The organism is Microbacterium sp. Marseille-Q6648 (assembly GCF_943181415.1).
Classification (GTDB): domain Bacteria; phylum Actinomycetota; class Actinomycetes; order Actinomycetales; family Microbacteriaceae; genus Microbacterium.
The window spans coordinates 305,553-322,581 of record NZ_CALPBZ010000005.1 but is presented as its reverse complement, the minus strand read 5'-3'; the positions used below and the strand labels follow the sequence as shown (position 1 = coordinate 322,581).

Here is a 17,029-nt window from a genome sequence, read left to right as displayed (position 1 = left end):
GGGGTGACGATGGCTGTCTCGTTCTCGATCCTCACCGTCTGCACGGGCAACATCCACCGGTCGCCGCTGGCCGCGGAGCTCTTGCGCACCTGGGTCGGCTGGTACCTTCCGGCGCCGCTGTCGGGGCACGTCGTCGTCCGCAGCGCCGGGCTCGGGGCACCGGTCGGCGCGCCCATGGGGCAGCGCGCGCAGCGGATCGCCCGCAGCCTCGGCGCCGACGGCTCCGCCCACACCGCCACCCAGATCACCGACGGCCTCATCGCCGCCTCCGACCTCGTCCTCGTCGCCACGCGCCGCCAGCGCGACGAGGTGCTCGGGCGCGTGCCCGCGGCGCTGCGCCGCACGTTCACCATGCGCGAAGCCGGACGCATCGCCGCGGCGCGGGATGCGGCATCCCGGCCCCTCGTCGTGCGCGATCTCGCGCGGGTGGTCGCCGAGCTCGCCGACCACCGCGGCGCGACCGCCGGCGACGCCGACGACGTCATCGACCCGCAGGGGCGCGACGACGCCGCCTACGTGCAGATGGTCGCCGAAGAGGTGGCGCCGCTCGCGCACCTCGCCCACGCGCTGTTCGGGATGCCGCGCCCCGACCGCGACGCCTACCTCGCGGCGGCGGCGGACGGCGAGACGATGCTGACCCGTCTCGCCGGTGCGGAGCCGCGGTGAGCGATGCGCCCGTGCGCGGGATGCTGCGCGTCGTGCACCTCGACCACACGTCGGTGCCGGGCGGCGCGGAGTTCGCGCTGTTGCGCCTGCTGCAGGCCGACCCGGAATGGAAGCCGCTGCTCCTGCTGCCGCCGAGCGCGGCGGGCGGCGTGTACGCCGACCTGGCCGGTCGCGTGCCGGTGCGGATCGCCGGGGTCGCTCAGCGCGCCGGGGTGAGCGCGGGCGGGGTCGGCGCGGCCGCGCTCGCGGCGGGGCGGCTCCTCGTCCAGGCGGCGGTCACGCGCCTGGACCCGGCCTTCCGCACCGCCGACGTCGTCAACGCCAACACGGCCCGCGCGGCGGCGTACGGCGCGCTCGCCGCCGTCACCTCGCGCGTGCCCTTCGTGGTGCACCTGCGCGACCTCGTCACCCCCGAGGCCCTCGGCGGCTTCGGCTTCTCGGTCATGTCGCGCCTCGCACTGCCGCGGGCGGACGGCGTCATCGCGAACTCGCGCGCGACGCTCGATTCGGCCCGGCCGTTCCTGCGAGCCGACGCGGCGACGGTGGTCATTCCGAGCGCCTCGGGGCTGCGACCGGCAGATCCGGCATCCGATCGCCGTCCCGGTGACACCACGGTGCGGGCAGCCGGGCCGCTGCGCATCGGGATGCTGGCGCGCATCGATCCGTGGAAGGGGCAGTCGCTGCTGCTCGAAGCCTTCGCGCGCGCTCACGGCGACACCGACGCCGTGCTGGAGTTCGCCGGTGCGGCCCTGTTCGGCCACGCCGACCACCTCGACCGGCTGCGGGAACGGGCCGAAGAGCTCGGGGTGGCGGATCGCGTCGTCTTCCACGGGCACGTGGAGCAGCCGGCCGAGGTGCTGCGGCGCTGGGACGTCGCGGTGCAGTACTCCACCCGGCCCGAGCCGCTCGGGCAGAACGTGCTGCAGTACCTCGCCGCCGGACGCACCACCGTCGTGGCGGGCGAGGGCGGGCCTGCGGAGTGGGTCGAGCACGAGCGCAACGGACTCGTCGTGCCGCCTCGCGACGTGCCCGCCCTGAGCGCCGCGCTCCACCGGCTCGCCGAGGACGACGCGCTGCGCGCCCGCCTCGCCCGCAACGCGCTGACGACCCCGGGACTGCTCTCGGACGCCGAGGTCGCCGCCGCGCACGCGGCCTTCTTCCGCACCGTGCGCGACCGCGCCGGTCACGCCGGCGCGCGCCGAGAACGCGTGGCAGTGGACCGTCGGCGCTGAGGGCGCCCAGGTCTATCATCGGAATCATGCCGGGCCCGCTCGCGATCGTCCTGCCTCTCGTGCTCGCGGGTGTGCTCATCGCCAGCGCGTTCGCGAAGCTGCGAACCCCCGACGACCTCGCCGGCTGGACTGAGATGGGCGTCCCCCGTCCGCTGCGGAGACCGTGGCTGCTCGCCGTCCACCCGTGGGCCGAGCTGGCGCTCGGTCTCGCCCTCGCCGTGCTCGGCGGGGTGCTGGGTCTTCTCGCCGCGTTCGTGGCGGTCGCGCTGATGGGCGCGTACCTGTGGATGGTGGTCGCCGTCCACCGCCGCGCCCTGGGCACGAGCTGTGCCTGCTTCGGGGCACGGACCCCCGTCACCGGCGTCACCATCGCTCGGAACGCCTGGCTGCTGCTGCTCGCGGTCATCACGACCACGGTGGTGTGGACCACTCCGCTCGTCGGCGGGGCCGTCGCCGCCGCGGCGGACGGTTCGGGATGGCTCTGGCTCGTCGGCGCGGCGGTCGCCGCGGCCACGGTCGCCCTCATCCTGTGGCCGGTTGCGGCATCCCCCGTCGTCGAAGCGCCGGCGCACCCGCTGACCGTCGGCGAGGACGGCGAGGACGAGTACGTGCGCCTGCGCACCCCCGCCGTGCCCGTGACGCTCGCCGACGGAACGACGATGAACCTGCGGCGCCTCGCGGCCAAGCGCCCGATGCTGCTGATGGCGGTGTCCGAGACGTGCGGCGGATGCGAGCCCGTGATCGAGCGCGTGCCCGAGTGGCGGACGCTCCTGCCCGAGGTCGACATCCGGCTGCTGATCGCCCGGCCGCCCGGTGACAGCACCCTGACCGAGACGAGCGAGCCGCAGTCGCTGCACGACCCGCACGGCTACGTCAGTGGGTCGATCGAGGACTGGCCGACGCCGACGGCGGTGCTGCTGGGCATCGACGGGCTCCTCGCCGGGGGACCCGAGATCGGGTATCTCAAGATCGCGGACTTCGTCGCCGATATCCGCGCGACCCTCGACGAGCAGCTCGCCGCCGTCGCACAGGTCGCGGAGTAGGCAGAGGACGCGGAGCGAGACGATGGGCGGGTCGCCGACACTCGATGGTCAGCGGCACAGCGGCACAGCGGGGCTGCACCCGGGATCGACCCCGGGTGAAGGACGAGGAGACGACATGAAGCGCATCGGAGCCGGGATCATCGCGCTGGCGCTCGCCGCGGGGCTGGCGGGCTGCTCGACCTCGACCGGCGCGGGCGGCGTCGTCGACGCGCCGCGCGCGGTCGACGGGAGTCCGTCGGCGTCACCGTCGCCGGCACCCACATCGAGCGCGGATGCCGACGACCAGGGCGGTGACGTCGAGGCGGCGTGGCTGGACGACGGCCGCGCGATCGGCCTCGTCACGTCGGGCAGCTCGTCGTGCCCGCCCATCGCACAGGAGGCTGAGTACGCCGACGGCGTGCTGACCGTGCAGCTCGACGACCGCGAAGGCGAGGCCTGCACGCGCGACCTCGTGCCCCGGGGCACGTACGTCGGCCTCCCCGAGGGCGTCGACCCGGCCGCCGACCTCGAGATCGGCGTGACTGGAACCTACCCGGACGACCTCGACCTCGACGGCGACGCATCGCTCGAGGGGATGCCGGGATCCGAGACCTCATACGAGCCCACCGCGGGGTGGGCCGACGACGACCTGCTCCTGCTTCTGACGTGGGGCTCGTCCGGGTGCGTTCCGGTGATCGCATCGGCCCAGGCGAGCGGCAGTACCGTCACCGTCGCGGTGCAGGACCCGCCGGCCGACCAGGTCTGCACGATGGACATGGCCCCGCGCGTCACCGTCATCCCCGTCGACGATGCCGATGACGCCACCGAGCTCGTGCTCACCGGGGCGGAGTTCGACGCCCAGGTCAGGATCGCCGGCTCCGACTGACCCGCCCCGCGGCCGGCGCGGCCGGCGCGGCCGGCGCGTGGTCGAGGGTCAGTCCGACCTCACCAGCAGGTCGCCCACCTCGCAGTCCAGTGCGCGGCAGATCGCCGACAGCGTGGAGTAGCGGATGGCGCGGGCGCGGTCGTTCTTCAGCACCGACAGGTTCACCACCGAGACCCCGACGAGCTCCGACAGCCGCGCCACCGTCATGTTCCGCTCGGCGAGCAGCTCGTCGAGGCGGCAGTGGATGCCGGTGGGTCCGTCCTCGTCGACCGCCGCCGGCGTCATACCAGCCCCTCGGTCTCGCGACGCAGGCGGTCGCCGACGGTGAACGCGAGGCTGGCGAGCGCCGAGACGAACGCCAGCAGCACGAGCGTGAAGGGCTCGACGGCCACGATGACGTTGTCGAACGTGCGGTCCGAGATCCACGCGAACGCGCCGTTGGCGCCCATGTTCCCGAGGAACGGCACGAAAGCGACCCCGAAGAACGTCGTGAGACCGGCGGCGGTCACGAGCCGGGTGTTGGTGCGGCTGAACATGCGGCCGCGCAGCATGTTCCAGGTCAGCACCAGCAGGCACGCCACCACAGCCCACACCGCGGCCGCCATCACCACCTGCTGAAGCACCAGCGCCCACAGCGATGCGCCGGGCAGCTGCGGTGCGATCACCCACGCCGTGTCGAGCTCCACCGTGGCGGCGGCTCCGTTCGGGCCGATCGGGGCCTCGCCGGTGGTGCCGGCGAACTCGGCGAACACCCGCACGTCGCGATTGGGCAGCACCTCGATGATCCGCGCGATGGCGGCCACCGTCGTCCACACCGCGATCACCACGCCGGCGACCATGAACAGGGCCATGGCTGCGGCATCCGATCGTGACATCACTCTCTCGCGGGTCTGGCTCATCATCACTCCATATCGATAAACGTTGTTATCGAAAAACGATACGTCGCCGGTAGGCGCACGTCAACCGCGGCGCCGCGTATGCCCCTGGCGAACACGGGCATGCGGCATCCCCCCGCTCGTTAGCCTCTATGTACAGCGCCCGCAGTGGGCCTATCGCCCCGAGCCGGAGGGAAGAGCGATGTTCGAGAGATTCACCGACCGAGCCCGTCGTGTGGTCGTCCTCGCCCAAGAAGAGGCGAAGATGCTCAACCACAACTACATCGGCACCGAGCACATCCTGCTCGGTCTCATCCACGAGGGCGAGGGTGTCGCCGCCAAGGCCCTGGAGTCCCTGGGCATCTCGCTCGACGCCGTGCGCGAGCAGGTGCAGGACATCATCGGCCAGGGTCAGCAGCAGCCGACCGGCCACATCCCCTTCACGCCGCGCGCCAAGAAGGTCCTCGAGCTGAGCCTGCGCGAAGCGCTGCAGCTCGGACACAACTACATCGGCACCGAGCACATCCTCCTCGGCCTCATCCGCGAGGGCGAGGGCGTCGCCGCTCAGGTGCTGGTCAAGCTCGGCGCCGACCTCAACAAGGTGCGCCAGCAGGTCATCCAGCTGCTCTCGGGCTACCAGGGCAAGGAGCCCGCCGCCGTATCGGGAGCCGCGAACGAGTCCCAGGCGTCCGCGCAGGGCGGCTCGCAGGTGCTCGACCAGTTCGGCCGCAACCTCACGCAGGCCGCGCGCGACAACAAGCTCGACCCCGTCATCGGGCGCGAGAAGGAGATCGAGCGCGTGATGCAGATCCTGTCGCGCCGCTCGAAGAACAACCCCGTCCTCATCGGCGAGCCCGGCGTCGGCAAGACCGCCGTGGTCGAGGGCCTCGCGCAGGCCATCGTCAAGGGCGATGTGCCCGAGACGCTCAAGGACAAGCAGCTCTATTCGCTCGACCTCGGCTCGCTCATCGCCGGCTCCCGTTACCGCGGTGACTTCGAAGAGCGGCTCAAGAAGGTCACGAAGGAGATCCGCACGCGCGGCGACATCATCGTCTTCATCGACGAGATCCACACCCTCGTGGGTGCCGGCGCCGCCGAGGGCGCGATCGACGCCGCCTCGATCCTGAAGCCGCTGCTCGCCCGCGGCGAGCTCCAGACGATCGGCGCGACGACCCTCGACGAGTACCGCAAGCACTTCGAGAAGGATGCCGCTCTCGAGCGTCGCTTCCAGCCGATCCAGGTCGCCGAGCCGAGCCTCCCGCACGCGATCAACATCCTGAAGGGGCTGCGCGACCGGTACGAGGCTCACCACAAGGTGCAGATCACCGACGGCGCGATCGTCGCCGCGGCGAACCTGGCCGACCGGTACATCTCGGACCGCTTCCTGCCGGACAAGGCGATCGACCTGATCGACGAGGCCGGCGCCCGCCTGCGCCTGTCGATCCTGTCGAGCCCGCCCGAGCTGCGCGAGTTCGACGACAAGATCGCCAAGGTCCGTGAAGACAAGGAGCGCGCGAGCGAAGACCAGGACTTCGAGAAGGCCGCGTCGCTGCGCGACGAGGAGAAGTCGCTGCTCGCCGAGCGCCTGCGTCTCGAGAAGCAGTGGCGCTCCGGTGACGTCGCGACCCACGCGGTCGTGGACGAAGGACTGATCGCCGAGGTGCTCGCCCAGGCCACCGGCATCCCGGTCTTCAAGCTCACCGAAGAGGAGTCGAGCCGTCTCGTCTTCATGGAGAAGGCGCTGCACCAGCGCGTCATCGGCCAGGAAGAGGCGATTTCGGCGCTGTCGAAGACGATCCGCCGCCAGCGCGCGGGTCTGAAGGACCCCAAGCGCCCGTCGGGCTCGTTCATCTTCGCCGGTCCGACCGGTGTCGGAAAGACCGAGCTCGCCAAGGCGCTCGCGGAGTTCCTGTTCGACGACGAGGGTGCGCTGATCTCGCTCGACATGTCGGAGTTCGGTGAGAAGCACACCGTCTCGCGGCTGTTCGGTGCCCCTCCCGGGTTCGTCGGCTTCGAAGAGGGCGGCCAGCTCACCGAGAAGGTGCGGCGCAAGCCGTTCTCGGTCGTGCTCTTCGACGAGATCGAGAAGGCCCACCCCGACATCTTCAACTCGCTGCTGCAGATCCTCGAAGAGGGTCGACTGACCGACGGTCAGGGCCGCGTGGTCGACTTCAAGAACACGGTCATCATCATGACCACCAACCTCGGCGCGCGCGACATCGCGGGCGGCCCGGTCGGGTTCCAGGTCGAGGGTGACACCGCGACGTCGTACGACCGGATGAAGGGCAAGGTCAACGAAGAGCTCAAGCGTCACTTCAAGCCCGAGTTCCTCAACCGCGTCGACGACATCATCGTGTTCCCGCAGCTGAGCAAGCCCGAGCTGGTGCAGATCGTGGATCTGTTCACCAAGCGCCTGGCAGAGCGTCTGCTCGACCGCGACATGACGATCGAGCTCAGCCTGCCCGCCAAGGAGCGGCTCATCGAGATCGGGTTCGACCCGGCTCTCGGTGCTCGCCCGCTGCGTCGCGCGATGCAGCACGAGATCGAGGACCGTCTGTCCGAGAAGATCCTGCACGGCGAGCTGGACGCCGGCGACCACGTCAAGGTGGACGCCGAGAACGGCCAGTTCGTGTTCGAGCACGGTCCTCGCGGCGAGAAGGTCGCGGTCGGCGTGGTCGGCGGCGGCGAGATCACCGCCAGCCCCGACCTGGCGATCACCTCGGACTGAGTCCTCGCGACAGGGTTCGAGAAGCAGAGTTCGATTAGACGAAGAGCGGATGCCGCAGCACGGGTTGCTGCGGCATCCGCTCTTCGTCGTGGTCGGACCGGTGCGACGGGATTGCCCGGCCCGCGGTCGTAGTCTTGAGCGATGAGCGACTTCCAGGTGCGCACCGCGCGCGCCGCCGACGTCCGCGGCATCCAGCAGATGCTCGAGCCGTACGTCCAGCGGCGCATCCTGCTCGGCAAGGACCTCGTCGTGCTCTACGAAGCCGTGCAGCAGTTCGTCGTCGCCGAAGATGCCACGGGACAGCTGATCGGATGCGGCGCCCTGCACGTCATGTGGGAAGACCTCGGCGAGATCCGAACCCTCATCGTCTCGGACGCGTGGCTCCACCACGGCGTCGGCCGGGCCATCGTGGAGCGGCTCGAAGACAACGCTCGCGCCCTCGGGCTCACGCGGCTGTTCTGCCTCACGTTCGAGGTGGAGTTCTTCACCCGCCGTGGGTTCGAGCCCATCGGCGAGCAGGTGGTCGACCCCGACGTGTACTCGCAGCTCATCCGCAGCCCGGACGAGGGCGTCGCCGAGTTCCTCGACCTGGCTCATGTGAAGCCGAACACCCTCGGCAACACGCGCATGCTGAAGACGCTCTGACCGCGTGCCGCCCCCGGGTCCCGCCGAAGCGCGACGTACCCTGAGTGGCATGAGCGGCACTCCTCGGCGACGGCATTCCCCGGCGGTCTACCGCCGGCGGCGCCTGCTGTTCGTCGTCGTGCTGCTTGCGATCGTGCTCGGCATCTGGCTGCTGATCGCCCAGCCATGGCGCGGCGCCGCCGCCGAGACCGATGCTCCCACCGTCACCGGACCCTCGCTGCTGGACGTCGCCACCTCGCTGCCGATCCCACAGGGCGGCACCGGGACGGCTGAGGGCCAGGCCGGGGACGGTGACGCCGACGATGAAGCGGACAACGGCGAGACGGGTGCCGCGACCGACGCCGAGGCCACCCCGTCCCCGGTGGCCGAGCCCGTCGCCGAGCCGTGCGCCGCGCGGGACATCACGGTGGAGGCGGTTGCGGACAAGGGCGCCTATCCCACCGGCGAGAACCCACAGCTGTCGATCCGGCTGACCAACGACGGCGTGGACGACTGCGTCATCAACGTCGGAACCACGACCCAGGTGTTCACGATCACCAGCGGCGAAGACACCTGGTGGCGGTCGACCGACTGTCAGGATGACCCCAGTGACATGTTCGTCACCCTCGCTGCGGGGCAGAGCGTCGAGAGCGCCGAACCGCTGGAGTGGGACCGCACGCGCTCGTCGGTGGATTCCTGCGGCCGCGGCGACCGTGCCCGTGCCCCCGGCAGCGGCTCGACGTACTGGCTCGAGGTCGAGATCGCAGGCATCCCCGCGATCGAGGCCATCTCGTTCCAGCTGTACTGAGCTCGGCGGGCGCGATCGCGCGGACTACCCTTGACGGATGGCCGGAAAGAAGCGCGCGAAGAAGGAACAGCTCGAGTTCCGCAACACCCAGCTGAGTGACGCGCTGCAGACCCAGGACATGGCCGCCGTCGCGTTTGCCCTGCGCCACGGGCCGACCGTCGTGCCCCTCATGCGGCCCGGTCAGCGCGACAACCCGCTCGACGTCGGCGAGGTGTGGACCTACCGCGATCCGAAGACCGGCGACATCGCGCTGCTGCTCTTCAGCGATGCCGCGCACAAGCCCGCCACGCTTCCGCCCGGCGTCGCGCTGCAGTCGCCGGCATGGCTGCGGGCGTTCCTCGGCGCGCATGAGTCCGAGATCACCACGGTCTTCTTCGACATCGCCGGCCCGCATCCGCTGCAGGCGACACCCACCGACCTGATCGCCGCGCTCGACGCCTGATCCGGGCTGTCGCCACCGGGTGGGCCTCGGCCGGGCGGGCCCGGCGTGCCCCGGCCGGGTCAGAAGTCGGGGATGTGCTCGTCGCGGCCGGGCCGCAACCGTGTGCGCACGTCCTCGAGCGCTCCGCGGAGCGTGCTCGAACGGTTGTCGATGACGTCGGTGTAGCCGAGGCGCGCGGCCTCGGTGCGCCGCTGTGCGGCCTGGGTCACCGGGCGCACCTCTCCAGCCAGGCTCAGCTCACCGACCGCGGCGAGGGTGCGGGGAGTGGCGGAGTTGCGCACGGCCCCGGCGACGGCGACCGCGATCGCCAGATCGGCGGCGGGCTCGGTGAACCGCACGCCGCCGACCGTCGAGACGTAGACGTCCTGATCGCTCGTGACGACGCCGGCCTTCTTCTCGAGGACGGCGAGCACCATCGCAACGCGGGCGGAGTCCACGCCGTTGACGATGCGACGCGGGTTGGGAGCCGTCGTCTTGATGGTGAGCGCCTGCACCTCCACCGGCATCGCCCGGCGCCCCTCGAGCGCGATGGCCACACACGTGCCGGGCTCGGCGACGCCGTGTCCGAGGAACAGAGCACTCGGGTCGGGCACCTCGGCGATCCCCGCGCCGGTCATGTCGAAGCATCCGACTTCGTCCGTCGGGCCGAAGCGGTTCTTGAGGGCGCGGACGAACCGCAGCGACGTCTGCCGGTCGCCTTCGAAGTGGCAGACGACGTCGACGAGGTGCTCGAGGATGCGGGGGCCCGCGATGGAGCCGTCCTTCGTCACGTGGCCGACGATGATCACCGGAAGGCCGCGCTCCTTCGCGACGCGGATGAGTGTCGAGGCGACTTCGCGCACCTGCGAGGGGTGTCCGGCCATGCCGTCCGACAGCGACGAGGCGACGGTCTGCACCGAGTCCACGATCAACAGCTCGGGAGCGACTTCGTCGACATGGCCGAGGATCGTGGCGAGGTCGGTCTCGCTCGCGAGATAGAGCTCGTCGTGCAGGGCGCCGGTGCGCTCGGCCCGCAGTCGCACCTGCGCGGTGGACTCCTCGGCGCTGGCGTAGAGCACGCGACGCCCGGCCTTCGCGGACTGCGCCGCGACCTCGAGCAGCAGGGTCGACTTGCCGACGCCGGGTTCGCCCGAGAGCAGGATCGCCGCCCCCGGCACCACACCGCCGCCGAGCACGCGGTCGAACTCGCCGACGCCGCTGGTGCGCCGCGGGGCGTCGGCGGTGTCGATGCTCGTGATCGGCCGTGCCGCGCGGCCCGCGCCGGGTGCGACCGGCGTCACCGCCCGCAGGAGACCTGTGGGCTCGGCCGCCTCGACGACCGTTCCCCACTGCTGGCACTCGCCGCAGCGCCCGACCCACTTGATCGTCGTCCAGCCGCACTCCGTGCAGCGGTACGGCGCCGTCGTCGACGCGCGTTTGGATGCCATGCGCTCCAGCGTAGGCGCGCCACCCGACACCCCGGCATCCGACCTGGCTGCGTCATGGGCCCGGATCTTGCCCGGATGACGTGATGTGGCGCGCTCGCATGCGTCGCTAGCCGTTCCAGATGACGTGTTGTGGCACCCGACGGCGGGGCGTGGCGTGCGGATCACGTGTTATCGCCGAGCGCACCCGTTGTGAGCGCACGGGACGGGTGCGCTCGGTGAGACCACGTGATCTGGGCGGGCGCTCGTCCGTCCAGCCGTCCAGACCACGTGATCTGGACGAGCCCGGTGGTGAGCTGTCGCCCACGTCACGTGTCGCCGCACCCGACGGCGGGGCGTGGCGTCCGGATCACGTGTTGTCGCCGAGCGCACCCGTTGTCAGCGCACGGGGTGGGTGCCCTCGGTGAGACCACGTGATCTGGGCGGGCGCTCGTCCGTCCAGCCGACCAGATCACGTGATCCGGACGCCGGAGGGCCAAAGGCAGGGCAGGATGCCGCGACGCGCCGTCCGCGCGGGGTCAGCCCCGCAGCGAGGCCGCGACGTCGCGCAGGGCGTCGGCCGAGCGGTGCAGCAGCGCGAGCTCCTGTTCGGAGAACGTGGTCTGGCCGATCGGGTGGGCGCCCTTGGCGTTGACGATGGAGGGGACCGACAGTGCGACCCCGTCGACGCCGTGATAGTTGTGAAGGACCGGCGAGACCGGGAGCACCGCGTTCTGGTCGCCGAGGATCGCCTCGACGATGCGCGCGCTGGAGAGCCCGATGGCGTAGTTGGTCGCACCCTTGCCCTGGATGACCTTGTACGCGGCATCCCGCACATCCACGGCGATCTGGTCCAGCTCTTCGACCGTCATGCGGTCGCCCTTCGGGGTGACCCAGTCGAGGATCGGCACGGTGCCGATCGTCGCGTGCGACCACAGCGGGAACTCGGTGTCGCCGTGCTCGCCGACGATGTACGCGTGGACGCTCGAGGTCGAGACGCCGGCGCGCTCGCCGAGCTTCCACCGCAGACGCGACGTGTCGAGCACGGTGCCGGACGCGAAGATCCGCTCGGGCGGCAGGCCGGTCTCCTCCTGCGCCAGCACGGTCAGTACGTCGCACGGGTTGGTGACGACGACGTAGATCGCGTTCGGAGCCGCCTCGAGCAGCTGCGGCATCATCTTCCGCATGATGCCGGCGTTCACTCCGGCGAGCTCGGTGCGGGTCTGGCCCGGGTTCTGCTTCGCCCCGGCGGTGATGACCACGACGTGCGAGCCCTCGACCACCGAGATGTCGCTGCCGCCGATGATGTCGCTCGACCCGGTGAACTGCGTGCCGTGCGCGAGGTCGAGCACCTCGGCGTCGACCTTCTGCGTGGCGATGTCGTAGAGGGCGACGTGGCGGGCCGAGCCCCGGATGAGCGCGGCGTACGCGACGCTCGAGCCGACGCTGCCGGCTCCGACGACGGTGACTTTCGAGTTCTCGATGACGGTCATGCGCTCAGTCTGCCAGGGCGCGCGAGTGCTCGCCGAGCGGCATCCGATTCGTGCGCAGCACCCCCAGCAGCAAGAGGTCGAGCCCGACCTCGATCAGACCGGCCTCCTGGCTCAGCGGGGGTCGTGGCGGTGCTCGGCGCCGTAGACGGCGGCCTGGGTGCGCCGTTCCATGCCGAGCTTCGACAGCAATCCGCTGACGTAGTTCTTGACCGTCTTCTCGGCCAGCCCGAGGCGTTCGCCGATCTCGCGGTTCGTCATCCCCTCGGCAATCAGGTCGAGCACCTGCCGCTCGCGGTACGACAGGCCCGCGTCGTCGTGCACACCGGCGGCTGGCTCGGGGGTGCGCGGGACGAGCGATTGTGCCGCTGCGCGCAGCGAGCGGGACGACTGCACGGTCTTTCCTGCCGCGGCGGCGCGGATGGCGTCGAGCAGCTGTCCGCTGCGGACGTCCTTCAGCACGTACCCGCTCGCGCCGGCCAGGGCCGCGGTGCGCAGGGCCGCGTCGTCGTCGTAGGCCGTGAGGATGAGGCACGCGATGTGCGGATGCCGCGACCTGACCTCGCGGCAGAGGTCGATGCCGTCTCCGTCGGGAAGTCGCACGTCCAGCACCGCGACATCGGGGGCGACGGCCTCGATGCGGCGGAGGGCTTCGCTGACCGACGCCGCCTCGCCGGCGACTTCCAGATCGGGCGAGGCATCGATCAGCTGGGCGATGCCGCGGCGGACGATCTCGTGGTCGTCGACCAGGAACACGCGGGTCATGCGGACACCTCTTCGTCGGGGAGGGGGACGGACCAGGTGACGGCGGTGCCGGCATCCGCCCCCGGTTCGGTGCGAGGGGAGTCGATGCGGCACTCGCCGCCGCGCAGCCGCGCCCGCTCGGCGAGGTTGGCCAGCCCGCGGTGCACGGCGCCGGGGGGCATGCCGCGCCCGTCGTCGGTGACGGTGAGCGTGACCCGCTCGTCGTCGACCATGACGGCGGCGTCGACGACGCGCGCGTCGGCATGCTTGACGATGTTCGTGAGGCACTCGCGCAGCACGGCGGCGAGGTCATCGGCGAGATCGGCCGAGACGAGGCTGTCGACCGGGCCCGAGAACCGCAGGCGCGGTGCCGAGGGGAGTCCGGCCATCGTCGCCGACGTCACCGCCAGCAGCCGGTCGCGCGTGCCGCGGACGGCCGAGGTGTCGCTGCCCAGGGCGTAGATGACGGTGCGGATCTCTTTGATCGCGTCGTCGAGCGTGTCGATCTGCTCGCCCAGAGCGGCCGCCGTCGCCGGTGACGTCGACGAGGCGATGGCCTGCAGCGACAGTCCGGCGCCGAACAGACGCTGGATGACGTGGTCGTGGAGGTCGCGCGCGATGCGGGCGCGGTCCTGCGCGAGCTCGATGCGGCGTCGGTCGTCGCGCCCGCGGACCACCTCGATCGCGACGCCCGCCTGGCCGGCGAAGACGAAGGCCATCTCGAGTTCGGCGTCCGTGAAGGGACGGGCTCCCGGGCGCCGCGCGATGCTCAGCACCCCGAGCGGTTCGGGTCCGGCCATGAGCGGCACGGCCACTGTGGGCCCGAGTGCCGGCTGCTCGGGGAAGAGCCGGCCGGCCGCCTGCTCGGGGATGCTCACCGCGCGTCCGGACTCCAGCGCCCGCGCGCCCGGGGTGCCGTGCCGGGGCAGTGAGCGCCCGCGCAGGCCCGCCGCCGCGGCGCCCCACGCGGCGAGGATCTTCAGCTCATCGTCGCCCGAGGGCACCGACACCGTCGCGACGTCCGCCTGCACGAGCGGTGCGACACGCTCCACGATGACGTCGAGGGCGTCGTCGCTGTCGATGTCGAGCAGGGCGCCCATCACGTCGGCGAGCGCCGCGCTCCACTGCTGGCGCGTCCGCGCCTGCTCGTAGAGGCGGGCGTTCTCGATGGCCACGCCCGCGGTCGCGGCGAGTGACACCATCAGCGCCTCGTCATCCGCCGTGAACACGCCGGTCGCGGCATCCGTGAGATAGAGGTCGCCGTACACGGCGTCGCGCACCCGGATCGGCACACCCAGGAACGAATCCATCGGCGGATGATGCGCGGGGAATCCGACCGAGCGAGGGTCGTCGGACAGGTGCGGAAGCCGCACCGGCCCGTGCGCGGTGATCACCGCGCCCAGGATGCCGTGGCCGCGCGGAAGGTCGCCGACGCGGCGGGCGGTCTCGGGCGCGATCCCGCGGTGGATGAAGCGCTCCAGCATCCCGTCTGCGCCGAGCACCCCGAGCGCGCCGTAGCGGGCGTCGACGAGCGACATCGCCGTCTCGACGATGCGCCCGAGCACCTCTTCGAGGTCGAGGTGCTCGACGACGGCCGTGCTCGCGCGCAGCAGGTCGTCGAACCTGCGCTGGGGCACGGCTTCGTCAGCGATGGCCATCGGCGCCTCCCGTCTGTCGCGAGTCTAGCCAGGCGAGGCGACGCCGCCACGGGGATGCCGGGACGGCCGGTCACCGCTCGTTCGAGACGATCATCACCGGGCACGCGACCTGGCCGAGGACATCCTGCGCCACCGATCCGAGCAGGCCGCCGGTGAGCACACCGCGCCGATGCGTGCCGATCACCAGCAGCGAGGTCGCGTCGGCGCGATGCAGGAGCGCGGCGGCCGGGTTGTCGGCCACGAGCATCTCCTCGATGTCGAGGTCGGGGTACGACCGCTGCACGCGGTGCACCGCGTCGCGCAGGATCTTGCGGTGCCCCTCTTTCACCTGCAGCGGTGAGGCCAGCAGCGCCGCAGCGCCCTCGAGCGTCGGCGTCGGCATCGACCACGCGTGCACCATGCGAAGCGGAACACCGGATGCCGCAGCCTCCGCCGCGGCGACCATGATCGCCTCGTCCGATGACGGGTCGTCGTCGACGCCCACGGTCACCGGCTGGTCGTTCGCGCTCCAGTCCTGGGGCACCAGGCACACGGGTGAATGAGCGCGCGCACTGAGGCGTTGCGGCATCCATCCCCGAAGGGCATCGCGGACGGGACGAGCCCGGTGCATGCCGATGACCAGCAGGTCGGCCGTGCGGGCGTCTTCGACGAGGGCGTTCGGCATCTTGCCGTCCACGCGGTGCGACTCGACCAGGACGCCGGGTGCCAGGTCGTGGAGCAGCTTCTCGGCGCGGTGCAGCTCGCGGTCGGCATGCTCGTAGTTCGTCGTCACCATGTTCGTCACGGTGATGAGGTCGACGCGGGCGCCTTCGCGTGCCGCGCGCAGTGCGACCCAGTCCAGCGCGGTGCGTGCCGCGTCGCTGCCGTCGTAGCCGAGGGCGATGTGGGTCATGACTGCTCCTTCCGGGTCGAGGCTGTGGACGTGCGTCGAGCTTCGGTGATCCGACGCTACGCGGGCGGTCGGCTGCCGGTGAGGGCCTAAGGTCCCGGCCGGACAGCGGGACCTTCGACCCTGCGCGGCCTGCGCGGGGCGGGATGGGATGGGGGAGGAGAAAGGACGTGCCATGAACGTCGCCACAGACCGATTCGCAGGACGCACCGTCATCGTCACCGGAGGCGGCTCGGGGATCGGTCTCGCCACCGTCGAGCGGATCGTCGCCGAAGGGGGCCGCGTCGTGGCCGTCGACATCTCGGCCGAGCGGCTCGACGCGCTCGCCGCATCTCTGGGCGACGCCGTCATTCCCGTCGCGGGCGACCTCACCGATCCCGCGGTCGTCGACCGCGCGGTCGCGGCCGCCGGCGCCACCATCGACGGGCTCGTCAACAACGCCGGCATCATGGACGGCTTCGAGCCGACCGCCGAGATCACCGACGAGACGTGGGCGCGCGTCATGGCCGTCAATGTCACGGCGGTGATGACCCTCACCCGAGCCGTGCTGACGCGGATGCTGGAGCAGGGCCGCGGGTCGATCGTGAACGTCAGTTCGGAAGCCGGCCAGCGCGGCTCCGCCGCCGGCACCCCCTATACGACCTCGAAGCACGCCGTGAACGGGTTCACGCTCAGCACCGCCTTCTTCTATACGCCGAAGGGCATCCGCTGCAACGCGGTCGCGCCGGGACCGGTGCAGACCAACATCGAGGCGCCTTTCCATTCGCAGTGGGCGGGGGAGCGGCTGGGCCCGCTCTTCAAGAGCAACATCCCGCCCGTCGCCCAGCCCGACCAGCTCGCCGCCGCCGTCACATGGCTGCTCAGCGACGAGTCGTCGAACGTCTCGGGAGCCATCCTCCCCGTCGACGGCGGATGGGCGGCGATCTGATGAACGACGCCATCGGGCCCGCCCCCGAACGTCAGGCGCTCGCCGCGCACAGTGTCGAGACCCTGCGAGAAGAGGACTGCTGGGGCCTGCTCGGAGATCGGGGGATCGGCCGGCTCGCGGCGATCGGGGCCGATGGCGGACCCGACATCTTCCCCGTGAACACGCTCGTGCACGAGCGGAACGTCTACTTCCGCTCCGGCCCGGGAATGAAGCTCGTGCAGATGACCGCCGAGCCGCGCGTGGCCGTCGAGTTCGACGGCGGCGACCCGCCGTGGCGGTGGAGCGTCGTGATCCGCGGCGCGGCGCGACGGCTCGACAGGGACGACGAGATCGAGGCATCCGGGGTGGCAGAGCTCGTCTCCCTGTCTCCGACGCCGAAAGACGACTTCGTCTGCATCGAGCCGTCCACGGTGAGCGGGCGGCGGTTCCGCACCGACTATCCCGCGAAGGGGTGAGGATGCCGCCACGGCCGCGATTCGCGGCATCCGTCGTGGTGTCGTAAACTAGTCGGCGGTGACGTGTCCGAGCGGCCGAAGGTGCAACTCTCGAAAAGTTGTGTAGGGTAACCCCCTACCGTGGGTTCAAATCCCACCGTCACCGCCATCGTCGAAGCCCCGCGATCCCTTGTAAACAC

General features: G+C 71.2%; 17 protein-coding genes and 1 tRNA gene. 11 read left to right on the top strand and 7 right to left on the bottom strand.

The window, feature by feature from the left end; translation table 11 throughout:
• Positions 1–9 precede the first annotated feature (9 nt).
• The 4 genes from NFR93_RS13635 (at position 10) to NFR93_RS13620 (ending at position 3,806) form a co-directional block, all read left to right on the top strand.
• Positions 10–666, top strand: coding sequence for an arsenate reductase/protein-tyrosine-phosphatase family protein (locus NFR93_RS13635; RefSeq protein ID WP_251454260.1), 657 nt, complete (start codon positions 10–12; stop codon positions 664–666).
• Positions 663–1,898, top strand: coding sequence for a glycosyltransferase family 4 protein (locus NFR93_RS13630; protein ID WP_251454257.1), 1,236 nt, complete (start codon positions 663–665; stop codon positions 1,896–1,898). Before NFR93_RS13635 ends, NFR93_RS13630 begins: the two co-directional genes overlap by 4 nt.
• Before the next feature lie 26 nt (positions 1,899–1,924).
• Positions 1,925–2,941, top strand: coding sequence for a MauE/DoxX family redox-associated membrane protein (locus tag NFR93_RS13625; protein ID WP_251454254.1), 1,017 nt, complete (start codon positions 1,925–1,927; stop codon positions 2,939–2,941).
• Positions 2,942–3,056: 115 nt separating this feature from the next.
• Positions 3,057–3,806, top strand: a complete 750-nt coding sequence (locus tag NFR93_RS13620) for a hypothetical protein (RefSeq protein WP_251454251.1) — start codon at positions 3,057–3,059, stop codon at positions 3,804–3,806.
• Positions 3,807–3,854: 48 nt separating this feature from the next.
• On the opposite strand, the gene NFR93_RS13615 is transcribed toward NFR93_RS13620, so the two are convergent.
• Positions 3,855–4,091, bottom strand: a complete 237-nt coding sequence (locus NFR93_RS13615) for a helix-turn-helix domain-containing protein (protein WP_251454248.1) — start codon at positions 4,089–4,091, stop codon at positions 3,855–3,857.
• Positions 4,088–4,705 carry a hypothetical protein gene (locus NFR93_RS13610; RefSeq protein WP_251454231.1) on the bottom strand — a complete coding sequence of 206 codons (618 nt, stop codon included), beginning with the start codon at positions 4,703–4,705 and terminating at the stop codon, positions 4,088–4,090. Before NFR93_RS13610 ends, NFR93_RS13615 begins: the two co-directional genes overlap by 4 nt.
• A gap of 178 nt (positions 4,706–4,883) precedes the next feature.
• On the opposite strand from NFR93_RS13610, the gene NFR93_RS13605 reads away from it, so the two are divergent.
• The 4 genes from NFR93_RS13605 to NFR93_RS13590 all read left to right on the top strand — a co-directional run bounded on the left by NFR93_RS13605 (position 4,884) and on the right by NFR93_RS13590 (position 9,283).
• Complete coding sequence (locus tag NFR93_RS13605; RefSeq protein ID WP_251454228.1) at positions 4,884–7,409, top strand: ATP-dependent Clp protease ATP-binding subunit; 2,526 nt, start codon at positions 4,884–4,886, stop codon at positions 7,407–7,409.
• A gap of 141 nt (positions 7,410–7,550) precedes the next feature.
• A complete protein-coding gene (locus NFR93_RS13600; RefSeq protein WP_251454226.1) occupies positions 7,551–8,054 on the top strand; it encodes an amino-acid N-acetyltransferase in 504 nt (167 codons plus the stop codon).
• A gap of 49 nt (positions 8,055–8,103) precedes the next feature.
• Positions 8,104–8,841 (top strand): hypothetical protein, encoded by a 738-nt coding sequence (locus tag NFR93_RS13595; RefSeq protein ID WP_251454224.1) that lies wholly within the window; start codon positions 8,104–8,106, stop codon positions 8,839–8,841.
• Positions 8,842–8,878: 37 nt separating this feature from the next.
• Entirely contained in the window at positions 8,879–9,283 is a 405-nt protein-coding gene (locus tag NFR93_RS13590) for a dehydrogenase (protein WP_251454222.1), read from the top strand.
• Positions 9,284–9,342: 59 nt separating this feature from the next.
• Here the strand turns inward: NFR93_RS13590 and radA are convergent, their stop codons facing one another.
• From radA to NFR93_RS13565, 5 genes are all read right to left on the bottom strand, one after another.
• Entirely contained in the window at positions 9,343–10,710 is a 1,368-nt protein-coding gene (gene radA / locus NFR93_RS13585) for a DNA repair protein RadA (protein ID WP_251454220.1), read from the bottom strand.
• 515 nt (positions 10,711–11,225) lie between these two features.
• Entirely contained in the window at positions 11,226–12,179 is a 954-nt protein-coding gene (locus NFR93_RS13580; protein WP_251454218.1) for an L-lactate dehydrogenase, read from the bottom strand.
• Between the two features lie 111 nt (positions 12,180–12,290).
• Positions 12,291–12,941, bottom strand: coding sequence for a response regulator (locus NFR93_RS13575; RefSeq protein ID WP_251454216.1), 651 nt, complete (start codon positions 12,939–12,941; stop codon positions 12,291–12,293).
• Positions 12,938–14,578, bottom strand: a complete 1,641-nt coding sequence (locus NFR93_RS13570) for a sensor histidine kinase (RefSeq protein ID WP_251454214.1) — start codon at positions 14,576–14,578, stop codon at positions 12,938–12,940. Before NFR93_RS13570 ends, NFR93_RS13575 begins: the two co-directional genes overlap by 4 nt.
• 70 nt (positions 14,579–14,648) lie before the next feature.
• Complete coding sequence (locus NFR93_RS13565) at positions 14,649–15,470, bottom strand: universal stress protein (RefSeq protein WP_251454211.1); 822 nt, start codon at positions 15,468–15,470, stop codon at positions 14,649–14,651.
• A 172-nt stretch (positions 15,471–15,642) separates the two neighbouring features.
• On the opposite strand from NFR93_RS13565, the gene NFR93_RS13560 reads away from it, so the two are divergent.
• From NFR93_RS13560 to NFR93_RS13550, 3 genes are all read left to right on the top strand, one after another.
• A complete protein-coding gene (locus tag NFR93_RS13560; RefSeq protein WP_251454209.1) occupies positions 15,643–16,395 on the top strand; it encodes an SDR family NAD(P)-dependent oxidoreductase in 753 nt (250 codons plus the stop codon).
• Positions 16,395–16,850, top strand: a complete 456-nt coding sequence (locus NFR93_RS13555) for a pyridoxamine 5'-phosphate oxidase family protein (protein ID WP_251454206.1) — start codon at positions 16,395–16,397, stop codon at positions 16,848–16,850. Before NFR93_RS13560 ends, NFR93_RS13555 begins: the two co-directional genes overlap by 1 nt.
• Before the next feature lie 57 nt (positions 16,851–16,907).
• Positions 16,908–16,998 (top strand) — tRNA-Ser (locus tag NFR93_RS13550).
• Positions 16,999–17,029: the final 31 nt, after the last annotated feature.

Bases quoted from the DNA above. Each gene is read 5' to 3' on its own strand.
- NFR93_RS13555 (WP_251454206.1), top strand. From the start codon at position 16,395: ATGAACGACGCCATCGGGCCCGCCCCCGAACGTCAGGCGCTCGCCGCG.
- NFR93_RS13610 (WP_251454231.1), bottom strand. From the start codon at position 4,705: ATGAGCCAGACCCGCGAGAGAGTGATGTCACGATCGGATGCCGCAGCC.
- NFR93_RS13620 (WP_251454251.1), top strand. From the start codon at position 3,057: ATGAAGCGCATCGGAGCCGGGATCATCGCGCTGGCGCTCGCCGCGGGG.
- radA (WP_251454220.1), bottom strand. From the start codon at position 10,710: ATGGCATCCAAACGCGCGTCGACGACGGCGCCGTACCGCTGCACGGAG.
- NFR93_RS13590 (WP_251454222.1), top strand. From the start codon at position 8,879: ATGGCCGGAAAGAAGCGCGCGAAGAAGGAACAGCTCGAGTTCCGCAAC.
- NFR93_RS13560 (WP_251454209.1), top strand. From the start codon at position 15,643: ATGAACGTCGCCACAGACCGATTCGCAGGACGCACCGTCATCGTCACC.
- NFR93_RS13635 (WP_251454260.1), top strand. From the start codon at position 10: ATGGCTGTCTCGTTCTCGATCCTCACCGTCTGCACGGGCAACATCCAC.
- NFR93_RS13600 (WP_251454226.1), top strand. From the start codon at position 7,551: ATGAGCGACTTCCAGGTGCGCACCGCGCGCGCCGCCGACGTCCGCGGC.
- NFR93_RS13605 (WP_251454228.1), top strand. From the start codon at position 4,884: ATGTTCGAGAGATTCACCGACCGAGCCCGTCGTGTGGTCGTCCTCGCC.
- NFR93_RS13595 (WP_251454224.1), top strand. From the start codon at position 8,104: ATGAGCGGCACTCCTCGGCGACGGCATTCCCCGGCGGTCTACCGCCGG.
- NFR93_RS13565 (WP_251454211.1), bottom strand. From the start codon at position 15,470: ATGACCCACATCGCCCTCGGCTACGACGGCAGCGACGCGGCACGCACC.
- NFR93_RS13570 (WP_251454214.1), bottom strand. From the start codon at position 14,578: ATGGCCATCGCTGACGAAGCCGTGCCCCAGCGCAGGTTCGACGACCTG.
- NFR93_RS13625 (WP_251454254.1), top strand. From the start codon at position 1,925: ATGCCGGGCCCGCTCGCGATCGTCCTGCCTCTCGTGCTCGCGGGTGTG.
- NFR93_RS13575 (WP_251454216.1), bottom strand. From the start codon at position 12,941: ATGACCCGCGTGTTCCTGGTCGACGACCACGAGATCGTCCGCCGCGGC.
- NFR93_RS13580 (WP_251454218.1), bottom strand. From the start codon at position 12,179: ATGACCGTCATCGAGAACTCGAAAGTCACCGTCGTCGGAGCCGGCAGC.
- NFR93_RS13615 (WP_251454248.1), bottom strand. From the start codon at position 4,091: ATGACGCCGGCGGCGGTCGACGAGGACGGACCCACCGGCATCCACTGC.